Here is an 18,363-nt window from a genome sequence, read left to right on the forward strand (position 1 = left end):
GTTCCAGCAATACTCCGACGGAAGGAGCAACCGGTGAGGATTCGCTCGATCGGCTCGAGGCTCGCGGTCCCACTGGTCGCCGTGGCAATGGTGGCGACCGGATGCGGTGGCGGTGACAACACCTCCCCGCAGGGCAAGGCCGAACTCGGCACCACCAGCGATATCAACCCGCACGATGTCGCGGACCTGAAGGACGGCGGCAATCTGCGGCTTGCCATTTCGGCGTATCCGGCGAACTGGAACACGCTGAACATCGACGGCAATGAAATCGAGATCACCGGCGTGGAGCGGTCGATGATGCCGCGCGCGTTCGTGTCCGACGCGGCGGGCAATCTGTCCGTCGACACCAATTACTTCACCGATGTCCAGCTGACGAATACGAATCCGCAGCAGGTCACGTACACGATCAATCCGAAGGCCGTCTGGTCCGACGGGTCGCCGATCACCTGGGAGGACATCGCCTCCCAGGCCAATGCGCTCAGCGGCAAGAACAAGGACTTCCTGATCGCCAACAACCAGGGCTTCGACCGCGTCGGGAAGGTCGAGCGCGGGGTTGACGACCGGCAGGCCGTCATCACCTTCGACAAGCACTTCGCGGAGTGGAAGGGCCAGTTCGCGGGCAACTCCTTCCTCTACCCCAAGTCCGTGACCAGCACGCCGGAGGCCTTCAACAAGAGCCTGGTCGACGCCATCACGACGACCGCCGGCCCGTTCGTCGTGCAGTCCACCGACCGCGGCCAGGGCCGAATCGTCCTGGGCCACAACCCGAAGTGGTGGGGCGCGACGCCGAAGTTGGACACCATCACGTTCAGCGTCCTCAACAGCCAGGCGCTGATTCCGGCCCTGCAGAACAATGAGATCGACGCCGTCGGCATCGGCAGCCGCGACGATCTCAAGACCGCGCAGAGCACCGATGGCATCGCCATCCGCCGCGCACCCGGCAACCAGTGGTCGCACTTCACCTTCAACGGCGCGCCCGGATCGATTCTCGCCGACCCCAAGCTGCGCGTGGCCATCAGCAAGGCCGTCGACCGGCAGGGCATCGCGACCGCGATCCAGAGCGGTCTGGTGAACGACCCGAAGCCGCTGAACAACCACATCTACATGGCCGGGCAGAAGGGTTACCAGGACAACGCGCCCGCCTTCGACCCCACCGAGGCCGCCAAGGAGCTCGACGATCTCGGCTGGAAGGTGCCCGCCGGCGGCGGCACCCGGGAGAAGGACGGGCGCAAGCTCGAGATCCGCGACGTCATGTACAACGACGACACCTGGGTGCAGATGGCGCAGATCATGCAGCAGAATCTGTCCGCGATCGGTGTGAAGCTCACCATCGACACCAAGCCCGGCCAGGACTTCTTCACCAAGGTCATTCAGCCCGGCGATTTCGATATCGCTTTTTGGAGCTGGGTCGGCGACCTGTTCCCGCTCGGCAGCATCGACCAGATCTGGGGCTACCACCCCGATAACATCCAGGGCAACTACGGCCGAGTCGGCTCGCCCGAGCTCAACGACCTGATCGAGAAGACCGTCTCCGAACTCGATCCTGACAAGGCGATCGACCTGGCGAACCAGGTCGACAAGCAGGTGTTCGCCGAAGGCCATTCGATGCCGCTCATGCAGTCGCCCGGCAATCTCGCCGTTCGCGCCAACCTCGCCAACTACGGCGCGGCCGGTCTGGCCAGCCTCGACTACACCAAAATCGGCTTCCTGAAGTGAATTCCCGGACGGGCCACCCCCTGGCCTATCCGGCACTCGTGACGATCGGGACCCTGGCGATCACCCTCGCCTGGGTCCCGTTCGCCGATTCGGAGCAGGTGGCCATGCTGGGCACGGTGGCCGCGATCATTCTGGGCTACACCGGGATCCGGTTCGCCGTCGCGGTCGGGTACCTGCCCGCCGGGTTGACCACCATCAAGGACGGTCGCGAGGTCGCGGTACGGCGAGTGCGGCAGCAGCATCGGCTGGTGAGCCGGTCGTGGCTGGAGTTCACGATCGGCGGGAAGAACTTGTGGCTGCCGGTGTATTTCGACCCGGGGCTGGTGACGCTCCCACCGGACACGGCCGAATTGGCCGGGCGAACAGTGCGTGTCGGCCAACTGCGGGTGTATCCCTCTGGGCGACTGCGGAATTCGGAGCCGGTGGGGCGGCTGATCGACAATCCGACGCGGCCGGATCCCGAGGCGATCGGCCGGACCGGGCCGGGGCGCAGGATATTGCTGGACGCGCAGTCCGCTGTCGTCGGACCGTTCGCGGGTCTGTTGTGGGTGTACGTGGCGGGCGGCGGATCGATGGCCTTCGTGGCCGCCACCGTGGTGGCGGCGGCCACGGCTACCTGGCTTTCGGCCGTTCGCGGCTCGGATCCGAGCTGACCCGTGCAGCAGAAGCGTGCCCACCCAGACATTCTGGCGAATGCGCTCCGGGAAGTTGCTTCAGCGCTTCCATATCCCGCTGGCGAGAAACCCATCCCAGTCCTCGCCAGCGAACACCAGAGCGGGACCGGCGGGGTCTTTGGAGTCGCGGATTCCGACCTGGCCGCCTGCGAACGCGACTTCGACGCATTCGCCGCCACTACCGCCGCTGTGTGTACTCTTGCGCCATTGCGCTGTGGACCAGTCGATGTTCACGCCATGAACTCCCTTGCCGTCTTACGGAGCAGGTCCCTGCTGGCCGGCTCGTTCAACGCTAGTTTGCGATGTTCGGCGGCGGCACGTCGGTATCGCTCCACCACGCGCTGATCAGTGAAATACATTGCTCCCGTGTAACTCTCAACATAGACCACGGTCGGCTCGATGGGTTGGCCGTCCGTTCCGGCGCCGAAGTCCAGCACGATGAAGGGGCCAGTCAGGTCACCGAGGGGAAGCCCGGCCGAGTAGGGCAGAACCCTGATGGTGAAGTTGTCACGGGTGCTCAGGTCGGCGAGGTGCCGAAGCTGGGTAGCCATGATTTTGGCGCTGCCGATAACTCGGTGCAGCACAGCCTGGTCCAGCACCATATCCACCTCGATCGGATGCGCTTTGCGGGTGAACAGCACCTGTCGGTTCAGGCGTATTTCGACGCGGCGGTCGATCTCGGCGGGAGTTGCCTCGGGGTGGACCGTCGCGAAAAGCGATCGAGCGAAGTTGGCAGTCTGTGCCAATCCGGGAACCAGTTCGGCGTAGGAGGTCAGCTTCGTCGCATCGGCCTCCAGCCCTATGTATACGTCGAAGTCCTCCGGAATCAGGTCGCCGTACTCGTGCCACCAGTGTTTGGTGTTGGCCTGTTGCGCGAGTCCCTTCAGTCCCTCGGTAGTCGTCTCGTCGGCACCGAGCACGCGACAGATCGCTTCGATGTCCCAGAGTCGAATCCGCACGGCAGGATCAGCAGTCTCCAGTCGCTGCACGGTGGAGTCGCCCCGTTCGATTGCCTTGGCGACGTTGGCGATCGTCAGACCGGACCGCTGCCGTAGGTCGCGCAGATGCCTCCCGAGTTGCCGGCGTGGGATTGTGGACCCGTTCTGAGACATCTTCCCTCCTATGTGAATGCGAAACACTCGCATCCTGGATGACGTTTCAAGCAGCCCTGAATCAGGTGATACGCGCGGTGAATTGGGTGATCGATGCCCCTGAATTCTACGCTGGCCGTTTGGAGCAACCCTGGTGAATTCTCCAAATTCCGTTGTTCGGCAGTTGGTTTCACGGTGAGCTGATTGCGCGTCCGGAGCAACCGCCCTCCCCCGAACTGGACGCCCTGAATTCATACGAAGATCAGAACGAGCTGACTCGAGGGATGTCGAAATGCCTTTGGACACATGGACTTTTCTTCTCGTTGTGGCTTCCTGCGTCGTTCTCGTCGCAGGTGTGCGCTGGAGCGTCGGCGACGACCGCCTCCCCGCTCCGGCGAGGACGGGTGATCCGGTGCTCGTGGCCGGTGGCTTCGAGCTGCGTCGGGTGCCGCTAGAGAATCGGCATCGGGTGCACGGCAGGCATCGGGCCGGGTGATGAGATGACGAATCCTTATGTGGCCCCTGGAAACTTCCCGAGGCGCGATCCCGAGGAATCGATTCGCCGCCACCCGGCCTGGCATGCGAAACCGTCGGCACACGTGGCGCTCTCGGACCGCGACATCGAGGCCCTCCTACAAGCGCACGACAACGACGCCTGCCGACGGGCGGGCTGTGCGCTGCGGCTGTACCTGCTCGACGAGTGCGGGCGAGGCCGGAAGGGGGATTCCCGGCCGTGAACAAACTGCCATCGTGGGCCGAACCAACTGCGGTTGTTCGCTTTCGAGTGACCGGACGAGAGGCAGTCGAATGCCGAGTCGATCGGGCCACCGACCACGGAATCACCCTGTCGAACGGCGAGCGGTTCATGATCGCGCATCTGCGTCGGGGAAAGACCGACGACACAAGCTATTTCGAGAAATTCGATGCCCGCGCACGCAGTAGGAAGACCGTACGGCCGTTGTTCCGCGCGAGCGATCGCTGAACGGGACACGGCCCGTCACGGGGGTGCTCCACCCCGCGACGGGCCGTGTCCGGTTTCGAGAGAGCTATTCGGTCTGAGCGCGGCGGGCTGCTTTTTCGGCAGCCTCGGCGGCGTCCATGGCGTTGGCCTCCTCGAGGGTGGGGGCGCTGCCGCCCAGGCGCGCGGGCACCCAGTACGCGCCGGGCTCATGGACGTAGTCTTTCTGCAGGTCCAGGAGCATTTCCGACATGGTCTTGTGTAGCTGCTCGGTCAGGGCCGCGGCGGGCTCGAAGGGGGAGATGGGCTTGCCGACCGCGATGGAGATGGGGGTGTTGGTGCGGCCCAGGCGCTTCGGGAAGCCCTTGGTCCATACGCGCTGGGCGCCCCAGATGACGATGGGGATGATGGGGACGCCGGCCTCGATGGCCATGCGGGCCGCGCCGGACTTGAACTCCTTGAGTTCGAAGCTGCGGCTGATGGTGGCCTCGGGGTAGACGCCGACCAGTTCGCCGGCGCGCAGCCGCTTCACGGCCTCGTGGTAGGACTCCGCTCCCGCCGCACGATCCACCGGAATGTGCTTGAGGGCACGCATGATCGGCCCCGAGACGGAGCTGTCGAAGACTTCCTTCTTGGCCATGAAGCGGACGTACCGCCCGGTGGTGCGCGCGGGCAGACCGGCGTACGTGAAGTCCATGTACCCGGTGTGGTTGATCGCGATCACCGCGCCACCGGTCGCCGGAATGTTTTCGTCGCCCTTGACGGTGAACTTCAGGCCCTGCAGCGCGAAGATCGTGCGGGCCAGGCCGATGACGGGGTAATAGACGGGTTCCACAGTTCCGCTAGCCTAGTCGCTGCCCGCGCGGCATCCAGTGATCCCGGTAACAGCAATTCAATTGATGTGACTTCTCGACACTGAAAGAGGTTCGCACGAGTGGAAAACGGCCGGACAGCGTTGCGTGCACAAATCCACAAGGGGTTGCTCGGGACGCTGATAGTCGGCGCGGCCTGCCTTGCCGGCGGCTGCGATTCGAAAGCCGGAATCGAGGGCACGGATTTCGGGGCCGACCTGGATATGTCCCGTGAAACCAGCAGTAGCCCCAGCCCCGTCGCGGCGGTGAGCGGCGGCGTCGGGGCGGCGCCCGGGAAACCGAATGCGGCGTCGGCCGTCGCGCGCTGGGCGGCCGACCTGCAGGGAAGGGGGCTGGACGAACTGGCCGACCGCTGCTGGACCATGGCGCCGCCCAATATTCGGAGCATGTACGCCGAGCCGCAGGCCATCATCGATGCGCTCGCCGGACCGGGCGTGTCCAGCGGCCAGTCCGTGACCTGGCAGAACGCCGAGGTCACGGTGACCGCGCAGGACCGCGACATCGCCACCGGCTATGCCTGCCCGCACGTCTACCCGACCGGGGGCGAACTCGGCTTCAATGACGCCGACGCGCGACACACGGTGCGGCGCTTCCTCTCTCGCTCCATGGGCCGGCCGCTGCATCCCACTGACCGGGAGGACGCGTATCCACTGGTCTGCGCCGCGGGCCGGACCTGGGATCCGGACGCCACCGGGAAACCTGCCACCGCACCGCTGGCGGTGAACCCGTCGAAGCCGGGGGCGGTAAGGACCTTCGTGGACCAGTCCATCAAGTCGGAGTGGCCGCGCGGCGGGTACATCACGGTGTCGGTTCCCGTCACCACCGCCGCCGGGGACCAGACAAAACAGATATACACCTTGAAGTCGGGCTCCGAGGGTTACTGCATCGGCGACGTCTCCGGCTAGCCAGTACTCTGGGTGGCTGGTAACGGTCAGGGAGGAATGAAGCTCGTGCAGATCACCAGCGTCGGACACGCCGGATTCCACATTCGAACCGCTGCCGGAACGATCCTCTGCGATCCGTGGGTCAATCCGGCCTATTTCGGATCGTGGTTCCCGTTCCCCGACAACACCCAGCTGGACTGGGACGAGCTCGGCAACTGCGATTTCCTCTATGTCTCGCACCTGCACCGTGACCACTGGGACGCCAAGCACCTGGCCGACAAGGTCAACAAGGACGCCACCGTCCTGCTGCCCGACTACCCGGTGCCGGACCTGAAGCGGGAGCTCGAGAAGCTCGGCTTCACCAAGTTCGTGGAGACCGAGGACTCGGTCAAGACCACCGTCACCGGTCCCGGCGGGGATCTGGACATCATGATCATCGCGTTGCGCGCGCCCGCCGACGGCCCGATCGGCGACTCGGCCCTGGTCGTCGCCGACGGGGAAACCGTGTGCTTCAACATGAACGACGCCCGGCCCGTCGACATGGACATGCTGCACGACGCCTTCGGGCACGTGGACATCCACCTGCTGCAGTACTCCGGCGCCATCTGGTATCCGATGGTGTACGACATTCCGACCAAGACCAAGGCCAACTTCGGCAAGCAGAAGCGCCAGCGCGGCATGGACCGCTGCCGCTCCTACATCGAACAGGTCGGGGCCACCTGGGTCGTCCCGTCGGCCGGCCCGCCGGTCTTCCTCGACGACGAGCTGCGCTACCTCAACGACGACCGCGGCGACGAGGGCAATATCTTCCCCGACCAGATCGTCTTCCTGGACCAGATGAAGATCCACGGCAACGAGGGCGGGCTGCTCATGATCCCCGGCTCGACCGCGGATCTGTGTGGCAAGGAACTGAATTCGCTCACCCACCCGGTCGACCCGGACACCATCTACGGCGACAAGGCCGCCTACATCGAGGCCATGGCCCAGCGCATGGCGCCGGTGCTGGCCGCCGAGAAGGCCACCTGGGCCCCGGCCGAGGGCGAGCCGCTGCTGCCCGCGCTCAAGGCCAAGTTCGAGCCGATCATGGCGCAGAGCGACCTCATCTGCGACGGCATCGGCTACCCGGTCGGCCTGGTCATGGGCGGCGAGACCGTGGTGCTCGACTTCCCCAAACGGGTGGTGCGCGAGCCCATCGAGGGAGAAGGCAAGTACCGCTACGGATTCCGCATCGACCCGCAGCTGGTGCGCACCGTGCTGCGCGACGACGAGCCGGACTGGGTGAACACCATCTTCCTGTCGACGCGCTTCACCACCTGGCGCATCGGCGGCTACAACGAATTCCTCTACACCTTCTTCAAGTGCCTCACCGACGAGCGCATCGCCTACGCCGACGGCTGGTTCGCCGAGGCACACGACGATTCCGCCTCCACCGCGCTCAGCGGCTGGGAAGTGCAGCGCCGCTGCCCCCACCTCAAGGCCGACCTGTCGAAATTCGGTGTGGTCGAGGGCAATACGCTCACCTGCAACCTGCACGGCTGGCAGTGGGATCTGGAATCGGGCCGCTGCAAGACCTCCAAGGGCCACGAGCTGCGCTCGAAGAAACTGGTCTGATGCGGTGATCGCGGCCGATGCCCGGTGCATCGGCCGCCACCGGCCTGCTCAGTGCTGCGGACGCCTGAGGGAGTCCCGCGCACGCGATACCGCAGCGCGGTCTCCGGCCCGGGCGCCCGCGGTCTTCAGCACCTCGAATTCCGGCGCGACCGCACCCGGCGGCAGCCCCTTCTCGTCCAGGCGGCGGCGCAGGGCTCGCAGCTCACCCCAGAGGGATACCAGCACCGCACCGAATCCGGCCGCCACCCCCATCGCGACCACATGGTCCACCGGCAGACCGCCCGGCACCTGCGGCTCCGCCAGCGTCGCCACGGCCGTCACGCCGGCCAGGACGATCAGCACGATATTGCGTGCCACCGTGCCTCGCCCTATCGGGGCGGCGCTGGCGGCCCCGAAACATGAACAGACAGGGCGTTTTCCCTGGCGCAGCAGGCGCACCACCGCACCGGTGAACATTCCCAGCAGCAGTATCGCCACCAGCGCCGCACCGGCCGCGGTCCACGGCGGCAGCAGCGCCACCGCCACCACGGCCTCCACCGCCGGGAGCGCCCAGGCCACCGCGGGTGTCCAGGCAAGCGGGATCCCGAACTCCCCCACCGCCTTCCGGGTGCCGGGCCCATCGGCGAGCTTTCCCCACGCCGACAGGCCGAACACCACGGCCAGCACCAGACGCGCGACCCACACCACGTAGTCGATAGCCATGATCGCACCATCGCACACTCATGTGGACAGCGAATTACGAATCCGGGGAACAGATTTCATCCGCGCGATCGGGCGGCCACGGCGACCGCCACGAAGGTCAGCACACAGCCGATGATCGCCGACACCGAGAGCCCGATCCCGGTCGGCGCCACCACGTCCAGCACCAGCGACGCCAGCAGCTGGCCCGCCACCGAGGTCAGGCCCAGCAACAGCACCCCGATCCAGCGGACCACCAGCACCGCCAGCGCCACGAACGAAATGCCGATCAGGCCACCGAGATACAGCCACGGTTCGCTCGGCAGCGGCCCGAGACCACCGCGCCGGACCAGTACGCCCGCCTCGATGATCGCCAGCGCCGCCGTGCCGGTCGCGAAGTTGCCCAGCGTCGCCGAGAGCGGTCCGCCAACCGCACCGACCCGGCCGTTCACCGCCTGCTGCCAAGCCACCAGCAGCCCGGCGACCAGCGGTAACGCCACCAGCAGCATCGAGGCCGTCGAATGCCCGGCGACCGGGCCGGTGCCGCTCCGGCCGAGCACCGCGAGCAGCACGGCGACCAGCCCCAGCACCGCCGCACCGATCCGCCCGGCCGTCACCGGCGTCGGTCCGCCCGGGCCCAAACCCAGCCGATCCACCACCAGGCTGCTCACCAGCTGCCCGGCCACCGCGGCCACCGTGAACGCCGTCACCCCGATGGTCGCCACCGTGAGCCCCTGACACGCAACGAAATACGCGCCCGACAGCCCACCCAGCAGCTGCCACCATCGCAACTCCCCGGTACCGAGCGCGGCCCGCACCCGCCCGACCCCCGCCCGCAAGCGCCCGCTGCCCGCGTACACGACGGCCAGGATCAGCAATCCACTCCCGAAACTGATGGTGGCCGCCGCAATCCCATCGCCCAGCCGCTGCCCCAGCTCCCCATTGATCCGCGCCTGAATGGCCACGGCCGCGCCGATGGACCCCCCGAACCCCAACCCCGCCCACTGCCGCATTGCCACCGCCCGATTGTCCCCGCCTTCCCCGGCACCGCACCGACCAACCGGATCATGTCGCGCGTCGCTCCGACACACCGCACCACACTGGGCTCGGATCCCGTTCCGGCACAGGACGACCCGCAACCACTGTCGGGCGCAACCCCGAGCGTCCGACGACCTCCGCCGCCCTGCCGCTCCGGATCAGGGCTGCTCCGAATCCCGTGCAGCAGGCCCCGGCACCCGATCCGAGTCCGCTGCCGCCCGGGGCAGCCAGGTAGGGACCAGGGCCGCGGCCAGCAGCAGCGGCACCCCCAGCAGAGCGACCATCACCGGCAAGGACAGCCAGGTCGTGGCCACCGCGGCGAAAACGAAGACCAGCAGGGCGATCATCTCGGTGGCGAAGCCGGACACCGAGGTCACGGTCGCACGGGCGGGGCCCGAGATGGCGTCCTGCAGTCGGGCCGAGGCGATGACGTCGGCGTTGTAGTCGATGCCGTAAGCGACGCCCACCGCCGAAAAGCCCACGGCCGTCAGCACATACATTGCCTGCGGCTGATGGGCGGCCGCGCCCGCCAGCAGCACACCGGCGATGAACAGGACACCGGCCACGGCCAGCACCACAGCCATGACTCGCGCCGGGATTCCCTCCGTGCGGCCCGCCAGCGTCGCGCCGGCCAGGGCTCCGGCCACCGTGACACCCACCAGGACCGCGGCCAGGGACGGGCCGGCGCCGGCGTGATCGGCCAGCAGGGCGAAGTACTCGTCGAACGCGGTGATGCCGTTCAGCAGCGCCACCAGCATGACCCCGCGCCGAATCACCCTGACCCGCATGGCCTCTCGCATACCCAAGCGCAGCATGGCCAGGTAGCCGATGGATTCCGATTCGGCTGTGCGGGTTTCGCACGGGGGGTCGCGGTCATCAGTTCGCACGTACGGCTCCTGCCCGGACACACCGCCGTCTGTGTCCTCGGCATCGTCAGCCGGGGCCTCGACACCACCGTCCGCGTCTTCGAGCTCCTCCACCTCCGCCGCGGACACCGACTTCGGTGCGGTCGGCAGCAGGGCCGCGGTGGCAGTGTGCACGGCGGCGATCACCACACTGGACCAGGCGACCAGCGCGTAGCCGCCCCACGCGTAGAGCGGGGCCGCGACCAGAATGCCCGCCAGCGCAGCCGATTCGGTGGCGGCGCGGACATAGCCCATCAGCCGCGGGTATTCGGCCGTCGCGGCACGCGCGTGCAGATCGTCGTAGATCAGCGCCTCGAAGGTGCCCGAGCGGAGCGCGCCCGAAGTACCCCACAGCACGAAGCCGACGGCGAATCCCAGGTAGGAGGGGTACAGCGTCCACACCGCGAAGCCCGCCGCCAGCAGCGCACCCGACAGCACGAGCAGGCCGCGCCGCGAGACCGTGTCGGCCCAGGCACCGGAGGGAATCTCCAGCAGGAACGAGGTCGCGGACCAGATGGCGAACAGCGACGAGATCTGCGCCGTGTTCAGGCCGTGGTCGGCGAACAGCAGCGCGTAGATCGCATAGAGCGGGATCAGGTCCGCCGTGACGGCGAACAGCATCGCCCGCAGCGTCAGTGCGCGTATCGAGTGGGTTGGTACCCGGATCGGGTGGGTCGGTGCGTGCGTAGAGCCCACGCGCTCGGCGTGAGCCCGGGGCAGCGCACTACGGAGTACGAATCAACAGGCGTAGATGAGCAGCCGCATGGGATCAACCCTGCGCGCCGGGCGCCCCACCGTCAAGCGGATTGTCCAGCGGTACCCAGCCATTGGTCGACGGCTCGCCCTCCGACACCGCCGCGCCGACCAGACCGTGCCGGTCATTGAGGTCGCTGATGAGCTCGGACACCGGGTGCGAATCGCTGTAGTGGTAGCCCTGGGCCAGCGCGAAACCGAGCTCGGTGAGCACGGCGGCCTGGTATTCGGTCTCCACCCCCTCGGCGATGACCTGCAGGTCCAGCGACTTGCTCAGCGCCGCGATCACGCCCAGCAGCGGCGGCGCGGGGGAATCCGACTGGATGGACGCCACGAAGGACTGGTCCACCTTGAGGATGTCCGACGGCAGCGTGGCCAGCCGGCTGAGCGAGGAGTAGCCGGTGCCGAAATCGTCGATGGCGATGCGGACGCCGAACTCGCGCAGCTTGTGCAGGTTCGCGATGGCCGTCTCGGATTCGGCGGCCAGCTCGCTCTCGGTCACCTCGAGCACGAGTTGCTCGGCGGGCCAGCCGGATTCCGCGAGGATGCCGGAAACCCGGTCGGCGTACTCGGTTTCGGCCAGCTCCAGCCCGCTCACATTGACGTTCAGGGTCAGATCCAGCTGGGCGAAGGTCTCCTGCAACCGGGCGGCATCGGCGCAGGCCCGTCGCAGCACCAGCTCGTCCAGATCGGAGATGAGGTCGTATTCCTCGGCGACCCGGATCAGCCCCTCGGTGGTCACATCGGGCTGCGCGTGCGAAGACCAGCGCAGCAGGGCTTCCACGCCGACCGCGCGGGTCGCGCCATCGGTGAGACTCACGATCGGCTGGTACTGCACGTCCAGCGTGCCGCGATCGATGGCCTCCCGCAGCTCCACCGCCAGCGGCAGCTGCCGCGAGGACTCCAGCATGGTGCGATTGCGGCCCGCCTGCTTGGCCCGGTACAGGCCCACATCCGCACGCGACACCAGCAGCGACCCGGATTCGCCCGGCTGCCAGGACGTCACGCCCGCGGAACAGCCGGTGGTGACGGCCGCGCGCAGCTCCTCGGTCAGCAGGATCGCGGCCTGCTCGGTGGTCCCGGGCAGCAGTAGCGCGAACGCGTCACCGCCGTAGCGGGCCAGCCGCTGCTCCGGCGCAAGCAGTTTCGACCAGGAGTCGGCCACCCGCTGCAGCACGGCGTCACCGGCCCGGTGCCCGAGGTGATCGTTGATCTTCTGGAAGCGGTCCAGGTCCACCAGCACCAGGGCCAGGCCCTGGCCGGTACGGGTGGCGTGCCCGATGGCATTGCTCAGCGCCCGATCGAAACCACGCCGGTTCAGCAGCCCGGTCAGCACATCGATATCGGCGTCCGACGCCATGCGCGTCAAAATGCCGACCACGATGCCGATTCCGAACGTGATACCCGCCGGAATGATGCCCGACCACCACGGCAACCCGCGCGACGGCACCACCCACAGACAGCAGACGATGGCGAACGCTATGTGCCCGCCCAGCCAGCGCCAGGAGAAGAAGATGGCGGCATCACAGGCGACGAACACATAGAACGCCGCCAGACCGATCGCGCCGACCGTATTCGGAAACCAGTGCACCGCAATGGTCACCAGCACGGTCGCGGTCGCCACATACGCGTGATGCACCCAATGCGGCAGCCGCGGACCCCAGATCAGCAGACTGATACCCAGCAGCAGCGCCACGAACGCCGCCGCACCCACCAGCGGCCGATTGCCCTCGTCACCCGGAGCGACCGCAGTCAGAACCAGGCCCAGGACCCCGCCCATGACGTAGAACGCCCCGGTGGTCCGAGCCATGACCATTGCCGTCGCCAGCGCCGACGCCGCCCGTACCCGGGTCCGGGTATCGCCGCGGGACCCGATTCCTCGCACGCTGCCTAGCCTAGACACAAGCCCTGACACCAGTAGACACAACCGACGGAATAAGCCACGCCGAGTAGCGAATATTCAGCGAGGTACCAGCACGTCGGTGCCCACGAAAGGCACCAGCGCAGCGGGCACCCGCACCGAACCATCGGGCTGCTGATGGTTCTCCAGCAAAGCGACAATCCACCGAGTCGTGGCCAGAGTGCCGTTCAGAGTGGCGGCGATCTGCGGCTTGCCGTTCTCGTCCCGGTACCGGACATTCAGGCGACGCGCCTGGAACGTCGTGCAATTCGAGGTCGAGGTGAGCTCGCGGTAGGTCTGCTGCGTGGGAACCCAAGCCTCGCAATCGAATTTGCGGGCAGCCGAGCTGCCCAGGTCGCCGGCGGCCACATCGATGACCCGGTAGGGCACCTCGATGGCGGCGAGCATCTCCTGCTCCCAGGCCAGCAGCCGCCGGTGCTCGGCGTCGGCCTGGTCCGGGGTGGTGTAGACGAACATCTCCACCTTGTCGAACTGGTGCACGCGGATGATGCCGCGCGTGTCCTTGCCGTAGCTGCCCGCCTCCCGGCGGAAACACGACGACCAGCCGGCATAGCGCTCGGCGCCCGCGCTCAGATCCAGGATCTCGCCCGAGTGATAGCCCGCCAGCGGCACCTCCGAGGTGCCGACCAGGTACAGGTCGTCGTCCTCCAGGTGGTAGACCTCGGCGGAGTGCTGGCCCAGGAAACCGGTGCCCTGCATGATCTCCGGGCGCACCAGCACCGGCGGGATCATCATGGTGAACCCGTTGGCCACCGCCTTCTGCGCGGCCAGCTGCAGCAGGCCCAGCTGCAGCAGCGCGCCGTTGCCGGTGAGGAAGTAGAAGCGCGAGCCCGACACCTTCGCGCCGCGCTCCATGTCGATCAGGCCCAGCGACTCACCCAGGTCCAGGTGATCCTTGGGCTCGAAATCGAACTCGCGCGGCGTGCCGATGGTGTCGAGCACGATGTAGTCGTCCTCGCCGCCGGCGGGCGCGCCCTCCTGCACCACATTCGACAGCGCGCGCTGGGCGGCGTCGAGGTCGGCGTCCGCGGCGGTCTCGGCGGCCTCGGCCTCCTTCACCTTCGCCGACAGTTCCTGACCCAGCTGCAGCAGCGCCGGACGCTCGTCCGGGGAAGCCTTGCCGACCTTCTTGCCCAGGGCCTTGTGCTCGGCGCGCAGATTGTCGGCCGTCGCGACCGCGGCGCGACGGGCGGCATCCGCCTCGAGCAGGGCATCCACCAGGGAGGGGTCCTCGCCACGCGCGCGCTGCGACGCACGGACCACATCCGGGTTCTCCCGCAGGAATCGAAGGTCGATCATGGCCATTGAGCCTAGTAGGCGACCGCCAGTGGATTTCGTGTAGGTCCACGGCCTCGGTATTCGATCTTGATCGGCGCGGTTTCGCCCCCGATCCCGCCGATCCACCCCACGACCGGCCGATATCCACCCTAGGGTTAGCGGCATGGGACGGCAGGGAGTCCGGCAGGGCTCCGCCGTGGTCTTTCCGAGGAGTGAGCATGCCCCAATACACCCCGCACACCGCCGATTTCGTGGTCGTCGGAGCCGGATCCGCGGGGGCCGCAGTGGCCGCGAAACTGAGCGAGCGACCCGGCGTCAGCGTCGTGGTCCTGGAGGCCGGCGGCGAGGACAGCGACAAATTCGCCCACATTCCCGCGGCGTTCAACCAGCTGTTCCAGGGCCCCAACGACTGGAACTACCGCACCGAACCCCAGCCCGAGCTCAGCAACCGGCGCGTCTACTGGCCGCGCGGCAAGATGCTCGGCGGCTCCTCCTCCATGAACGCCATGATGTGGGTGCGCGGCTTCGCCGCCGACTACGACGAATGGGCCCGCTACGCCGGACCGAGCTGGTCCTTCGAGCAGGTGCTCCCCATCTTCCAGCGGATGGAAGCCGTCGAGGAGGCCAACGAGCCCGGTGAAGGCCGCAAGGGGCCGCTGCACATCTCCCGCCAGCGCAGCCCGCGCCCGCTCACCCACACCTACCTGCAGGCCGCCACCGAAGCCGGATACCCGGTGGAACGCGCGAATCAGGATCGGCCACAAGGCTTCTCGCAGACCATGGTGACCCAGAAGCGCGGCGCGCGCTGGAGCACCGCCGACGCCTACCTGCGGCCGGCACGCCAGCAGGGACGCAACATCACCGTCGTCACCGACGCGCACGTCACCCGGGTGCTGTTCGAGGGCAAGCGCGCCACCGGGGTGGAATTCCGGATCGGCGGCGAGACCAAGCAGATCACCGCCAAGCGCGAGATCATCCTGTCCGGCGGCGCCATCAACAGCCCGCAGCTGCTCATGCTCTCCGGCATCGGCGACGGCGACCGGTTGCAGGAGCTGGAAATCCCCGTCGTCCAGCACCTGCCCGAGGTCGGGCGCGGCCTGCGCGACCACCTGGCCGCGCCCATCATCTACCGCACCAGCGGGGGCAGCCTCTACGGCGCGGACAAGAACCTGCTCGAGCTCGCCAACTACCTGCTGCTGCGGCGCGGGCAGCTGACCTCGAACATCGGTGAGGCCTACGGGTTCGTGCGCAGCCGCGAGGAGCTCGACCTGCCCGACCTGGAACTCATCTTCGCGCCCGCACCATATATCGCCGAGGGACTGGGCGATCCGGACGGGCACGCGCTCACCTTCGCCGCCGTGCTGCTCAAGCCGGAATCCATCGGCAGCGTCACCCTCACCTCCCCGGACCCGTTCACCGCGCCGCGCATCAACCCGCGCTACTGCGCCGAGCCCGCCGACCGCGCCGCCCTGCTCGCCGGTCTGCGCATCTGTGCCGAACTGGCGAACCAGCCGGCGCTGAAGGAGCACATCGGCGAGCTCATGCAGCCGGCCGTGTCCTCCGACACCCCGATGGAGGAGGTGCTGCAGCGCTGCCTCGAGGACCACTCGCACACGCTGTACCACCCGGTCGGCACCTGTGCCATGAGCCGCGACGAATCCAGCGTGGTGGATCCGGAACTGCGGGTGCGCGGCATCGAGGGCCTGCGTGTGGCCGACACCTCGGTCATGCCGGTGATCACCCGCGGCCACACCCACGCCCCGGCGGTCATGATCGGCGAGAAGGCGGCCGAGCTCATCCTGTCGTGAGGCGCCACCACGCACTCTGACCCCCAACAACAGCACCTTAAGGTTCGCGGCCCGGCTCGATTCTGGACTGCGCTCCGCCTCCCCGCGCTCGGAGCGGATACGGGAGCGAAGCGGAGGAGCGGAGGCGGGAAGAATCGAGCTTCCGGCTCCATAAGACCTGCGCCTTGGCCGCGAACCCGCCGGAGCGAAGCGGAGGCAATTAAGCTCGGTGCCGATGCCTGAGCAAAAGATGCCTTCGCAGTGGCCCGCGCCTCCGTCCTCGCAGCGCCCCGGGCCGCCGAACCGTCGGAAGCCGACAGCGCTGGATCGTTTGCTGACGCCGTTCCGCGCCATGGAATCCAAGCTGGACCAGAACGGTCCGCTCTCGGCGTCGACGGTGCGGTGGGGGCTGCTGGCCATGGCGGCCGGCGTCACCCTGGCCGTGCTCATCACCATGTTCGTCTCCAACGGCTTCGACTCCAATCGCGTGAAGGCGCACGCGCCGGGGGCCGCCCAGCCCACCGGCGCGGTCGCGGGCGCGGCCTTCGGCACCGCCCGGGAGGGCGACTGCCTGACCTGGTCCAAGGCCAATGCGGGCGACCTCACCAAGGTCGACTGCGCCAGCAAGCACCTGTTCGAGGTCACCGCGGACATCGACCTGAGCAAGTACCCGGGCAAGGAGTTCGGGCCCGGCTCCCGCTTCCCGGACTCGCTGCGCTTCTCCGAGCTGCGCGACGAGCACTGTGTCAGCGCCGCCCAGGAATACCTCGGCGGCCGCCTGGACCCGCGCGGCAAATTCGTTGTCGGCCTGATCAATCCGGGTGAGGCGGGCTGGCAGGCGGGCGAGCGGACGCTGCGCTGCGGCCTGCAGGTCTCCCGCAGCCAGGGCCTCGCCACCAAGCCCATCACCGGCAGCGTGCGCGACATCAACCAGTCCAAGGTCTACGACCTCGGCACCTGCATCGGCATCAAGTCCAACCTGCCCACCGATCCGGTCGACTGCACCCAGCCGCACGCCTTCGAGATCGTCTCCACCGTGGACCTGGCCACCCACTTCAACGGCGGCCCGCCCTCGAAGGACGATCAGGACAAGTTCATGGAGGACGAGTGCACCAAGGACGCCGGCGACTACCTCGGCGCCCCCGACGCACTGCGCAACAAGACCCTCACCCTGTTCTGGGACGCGCTCGACGCCCGCAGCTGGCTGGCCGGTTCCCGCAGCCTCAACTGCATGGTCGGCAAGGGCGCCGACCAGGAGGGCTTCGCCACCATCACCGGATCGGCCAAGGGCGACATCCAGATCGACGGCCAGGCCCCCGTGCCGCCGCCCAACAACGGCCGCTACACCCCGCCGCCGCTGCCCGGCGCGGCCCCGCCGGTCATCCCCCAGCCACGGTGATGCGACGGAAGCTGTAGGCATGCCCGTCTCCATGTCCGACGACCACTTCGAGGAATTGGTCGGCGACGCCCTCGATCTGATTCCGCGGGAGTTGTCACAGGCGATCGACAATGTGGTGGTGCTCATCGAGCCGCGCAGCGACGAGGACCCCCACCTGCTCGGTCTGTACCACGGCATCGCCCTCACCGACCGGGACTACAGCCACTACGGGGGCGCGCTGCCGGACACCATCACCATCTATCGCGAGGCCATCCTCGGGATGTGTCACAGCGAAGAAGAGGTGGTCGAGGAGGTGGCGATCACCGTAATCCACGAGATAGCGCACTATTTCGGGATCGACGACGAGCGCCTGCATCAGCTGGGCTGGGGCTGAATCAGCTGGGCTGGGGCTGACCAGCGGCATCGGGAACCGATCGGCGAACCTCCACGTCCAATCCTCACAACCGGGGTGGAACGGCGAAGGGAGCCCGATCATGGTCGGCCACATGCTGGTGCAGCCCGAGGTGATCCTCGCGGCCGCTCTGGAACTCGATCTGCTCGCCGAACGCCTCGCCGCCGCCGCGAGCGCGACGGCTCCGGCCACCCATGTGCTGCCCTCCGGCACCGAGGAGGTGTCCTTCCTCGCCGCAGCGCATTTCAACAATGCCGCGCTGACCCACGACCACTCGGTCGCCCAGGGCATTCTCGAACTGCATCACGCGGCCGCCACCCTGCGCAGCCAGCTGGCCCAGTACCTGGCCCAGGACGCCGAGCGCGCAGCCGGTCTCGCCGCGATCCAGGTGTAGAGGGGAGACGCAC

Annotated in this window: 18 protein-coding genes; 10 read left to right on the forward strand and 8 right to left on the reverse strand. The window is 67.6% G+C overall.

The genetic code is table 11. From position 1 onward, the window contains the following. Nucleotides 1-33 precede the first annotated feature (33 nt). Together ACWEKS_RS07270 and ACWEKS_RS07275 are read left to right on the forward strand one after the other, a co-directional pair. Complete coding sequence (locus tag ACWEKS_RS07270; RefSeq protein ID WP_452339278.1) at nt 34-1,716, forward strand: ABC transporter family substrate-binding protein; 1,683 nt, start codon at nt 34-36, stop codon at nt 1,714-1,716. Nucleotides 1,717-1,754: 38 nt separating this feature from the next. Further along, the gene (locus ACWEKS_RS07275) at nt 1,755-2,369 is read left to right on the forward strand and encodes a hypothetical protein (protein ID WP_452339279.1); all 615 of its coding nucleotides are present in this window, start codon (nt 1,755-1,757) and stop codon (nt 2,367-2,369) included. Nucleotides 2,370-2,429: 60 nt separating this feature from the next. On the opposite strand, the gene ACWEKS_RS07280 is transcribed toward ACWEKS_RS07275, so the two are convergent. Continuing rightward, the gene (locus ACWEKS_RS07280) at nt 2,430-2,624 is read right to left on the reverse strand and encodes a DUF397 domain-containing protein (RefSeq protein ID WP_452339280.1); all 195 of its coding nucleotides are present in this window, start codon (nt 2,622-2,624) and stop codon (nt 2,430-2,432) included. Next, nucleotides 2,621-3,502, reverse strand: coding sequence for a helix-turn-helix domain-containing protein (locus ACWEKS_RS07285; RefSeq protein ID WP_452339281.1), 882 nt, complete (start codon nt 3,500-3,502; stop codon nt 2,621-2,623). The genes ACWEKS_RS07280 and ACWEKS_RS07285 overlap by 4 nt, the downstream gene beginning before the upstream one ends. A 479-nt stretch (nt 3,503-3,981) precedes the next feature. Between ACWEKS_RS07285 and ACWEKS_RS07290 the strand changes: the two genes are divergently transcribed. After that, nucleotides 3,982-4,218 (forward strand): hypothetical protein, encoded by a 237-nt coding sequence (locus ACWEKS_RS07290; protein WP_452339282.1) that lies wholly within the window; start codon nt 3,982-3,984, stop codon nt 4,216-4,218. Then, on the forward strand, nt 4,215-4,463 hold the full coding sequence (locus tag ACWEKS_RS07295; protein WP_452339283.1) for a hypothetical protein: 249 nt from the start codon (nt 4,215-4,217) through the stop codon (nt 4,461-4,463). The genes ACWEKS_RS07290 and ACWEKS_RS07295 overlap by 4 nt, the downstream gene beginning before the upstream one ends. 64 nt (nt 4,464-4,527) lie before the next feature. Here ACWEKS_RS07295 and ACWEKS_RS07300 read toward each other — a convergent pair whose 3' ends face one another. Continuing rightward, nucleotides 4,528-5,274: a lysophospholipid acyltransferase family protein gene (locus tag ACWEKS_RS07300; protein WP_452339284.1), complete on the reverse strand. Its 747-nt coding sequence runs from the start codon at nt 5,272-5,274 to the stop codon at nt 4,528-4,530. Nucleotides 5,275-5,373: 99 nt separating this feature from the next. Between ACWEKS_RS07300 and ACWEKS_RS07305 the strand changes: the two genes are divergently transcribed. Both ACWEKS_RS07305 and ACWEKS_RS07310 read left to right on the forward strand, forming a co-directional pair. After that, complete coding sequence (locus tag ACWEKS_RS07305) at nt 5,374-6,216, forward strand: hypothetical protein (RefSeq protein WP_452339285.1); 843 nt, start codon at nt 5,374-5,376, stop codon at nt 6,214-6,216. A 45-nt stretch (nt 6,217-6,261) separates the two neighbouring features. Continuing rightward, nucleotides 6,262-7,806, forward strand: coding sequence for a Rieske 2Fe-2S domain-containing protein (locus ACWEKS_RS07310; RefSeq protein ID WP_452339425.1), 1,545 nt, complete (start codon nt 6,262-6,264; stop codon nt 7,804-7,806). Between the two features lie 48 nt (nt 7,807-7,854). Here ACWEKS_RS07310 and ACWEKS_RS07315 read toward each other — a convergent pair whose 3' ends face one another. The 5 genes from ACWEKS_RS07315 to serS form a co-directional block, all read right to left on the reverse strand. Next, the gene (locus ACWEKS_RS07315) at nt 7,855-8,508 is read right to left on the reverse strand and encodes a MauE/DoxX family redox-associated membrane protein (protein WP_452339286.1); all 654 of its coding nucleotides are present in this window, start codon (nt 8,506-8,508) and stop codon (nt 7,855-7,857) included. Nucleotides 8,509-8,564: 56 nt separating this feature from the next. Beyond that, nucleotides 8,565-9,497, reverse strand: a complete 933-nt coding sequence (locus ACWEKS_RS07320) for a DMT family transporter (RefSeq protein WP_452339426.1) — start codon at nt 9,495-9,497, stop codon at nt 8,565-8,567. Nucleotides 9,498-9,680: 183 nt separating this feature from the next. Beyond that, a complete protein-coding gene (locus ACWEKS_RS07325) occupies nt 9,681-11,048 on the reverse strand; it encodes an MFS transporter (RefSeq protein ID WP_452339287.1) in 1,368 nt (455 codons plus the stop codon). Between the two features lie 148 nt (nt 11,049-11,196). Then, complete coding sequence (locus ACWEKS_RS07330) at nt 11,197-13,065, reverse strand: putative bifunctional diguanylate cyclase/phosphodiesterase (protein ID WP_452339288.1); 1,869 nt, start codon at nt 13,063-13,065, stop codon at nt 11,197-11,199. A gap of 75 nt (nt 13,066-13,140) precedes the next feature. Then, a complete protein-coding gene (serS, locus tag ACWEKS_RS07335) occupies nt 13,141-14,400 on the reverse strand; it encodes a serine--tRNA ligase (RefSeq protein ID WP_452339289.1) in 1,260 nt (419 codons plus the stop codon). 197 nt (nt 14,401-14,597) lie between these two features. Here serS and ACWEKS_RS07340 point away from each other — a divergent pair, with 197 nt between their 5' ends. From ACWEKS_RS07340 to ACWEKS_RS07355, 4 genes are all read left to right on the forward strand, one after another. Then, on the forward strand, nt 14,598-16,187 hold the full coding sequence (locus tag ACWEKS_RS07340) for a GMC family oxidoreductase (protein WP_452339290.1): 1,590 nt from the start codon (nt 14,598-14,600) through the stop codon (nt 16,185-16,187). A 331-nt stretch (nt 16,188-16,518) separates the two neighbouring features. After that, nucleotides 16,519-17,565 (forward strand): septum formation family protein, encoded by a 1,047-nt coding sequence (locus ACWEKS_RS07345; protein ID WP_452339427.1) that lies wholly within the window; start codon nt 16,519-16,521, stop codon nt 17,563-17,565. Nucleotides 17,566-17,584: 19 nt separating this feature from the next. Further along, nucleotides 17,585-17,938 carry a metallopeptidase family protein gene (locus ACWEKS_RS07350; RefSeq protein ID WP_452339291.1) on the forward strand — a complete coding sequence of 118 codons (354 nt, stop codon included), beginning with the start codon at nt 17,585-17,587 and terminating at the stop codon, nt 17,936-17,938. Nucleotides 17,939-18,038: 100 nt separating this feature from the next. Next, nucleotides 18,039-18,350 carry a PE domain-containing protein gene (locus ACWEKS_RS07355; RefSeq protein ID WP_452339292.1) on the forward strand — a complete coding sequence of 104 codons (312 nt, stop codon included), beginning with the start codon at nt 18,039-18,041 and terminating at the stop codon, nt 18,348-18,350. The last annotated feature ends 13 nt before the right edge of the window (nt 18,351-18,363 follow it).

This window comes from Nocardia sp. NPDC004711 (assembly GCF_053601595.1).

Bases quoted from the DNA above. Each gene is read 5' to 3' on its own strand.
- ACWEKS_RS07285 (WP_452339281.1), bottom strand. From the start codon at position 3,502: ATGTCTCAGAACGGGTCCACAATCCCACGCCGGCAACTCGGGAGGCAT.
- ACWEKS_RS07290 (WP_452339282.1), top strand. From the start codon at position 3,982: ATGACGAATCCTTATGTGGCCCCTGGAAACTTCCCGAGGCGCGATCCC.
- ACWEKS_RS07315 (WP_452339286.1), bottom strand. From the start codon at position 8,508: ATGGCTATCGACTACGTGGTGTGGGTCGCGCGTCTGGTGCTGGCCGTG.
- ACWEKS_RS07320 (WP_452339426.1), bottom strand. From the start codon at position 9,497: ATGCGGCAGTGGGCGGGGTTGGGGTTCGGGGGGTCCATCGGCGCGGCC.
- ACWEKS_RS07325 (WP_452339287.1), bottom strand. From the start codon at position 11,048: ATGCTGTTCGCCGTCACGGCGGACCTGATCCCGCTCTATGCGATCTAC.
- serS (WP_452339289.1), bottom strand. From the start codon at position 14,400: ATGATCGACCTTCGATTCCTGCGGGAGAACCCGGATGTGGTCCGTGCG.
- ACWEKS_RS07340 (WP_452339290.1), top strand. From the start codon at position 14,598: ATGCCCCAATACACCCCGCACACCGCCGATTTCGTGGTCGTCGGAGCC.
- ACWEKS_RS07345 (WP_452339427.1), top strand. From the start codon at position 16,519: ATGGAATCCAAGCTGGACCAGAACGGTCCGCTCTCGGCGTCGACGGTG.
- ACWEKS_RS07350 (WP_452339291.1), top strand. From the start codon at position 17,585: ATGCCCGTCTCCATGTCCGACGACCACTTCGAGGAATTGGTCGGCGAC.
- ACWEKS_RS07355 (WP_452339292.1), top strand. From the start codon at position 18,039: ATGGTCGGCCACATGCTGGTGCAGCCCGAGGTGATCCTCGCGGCCGCT.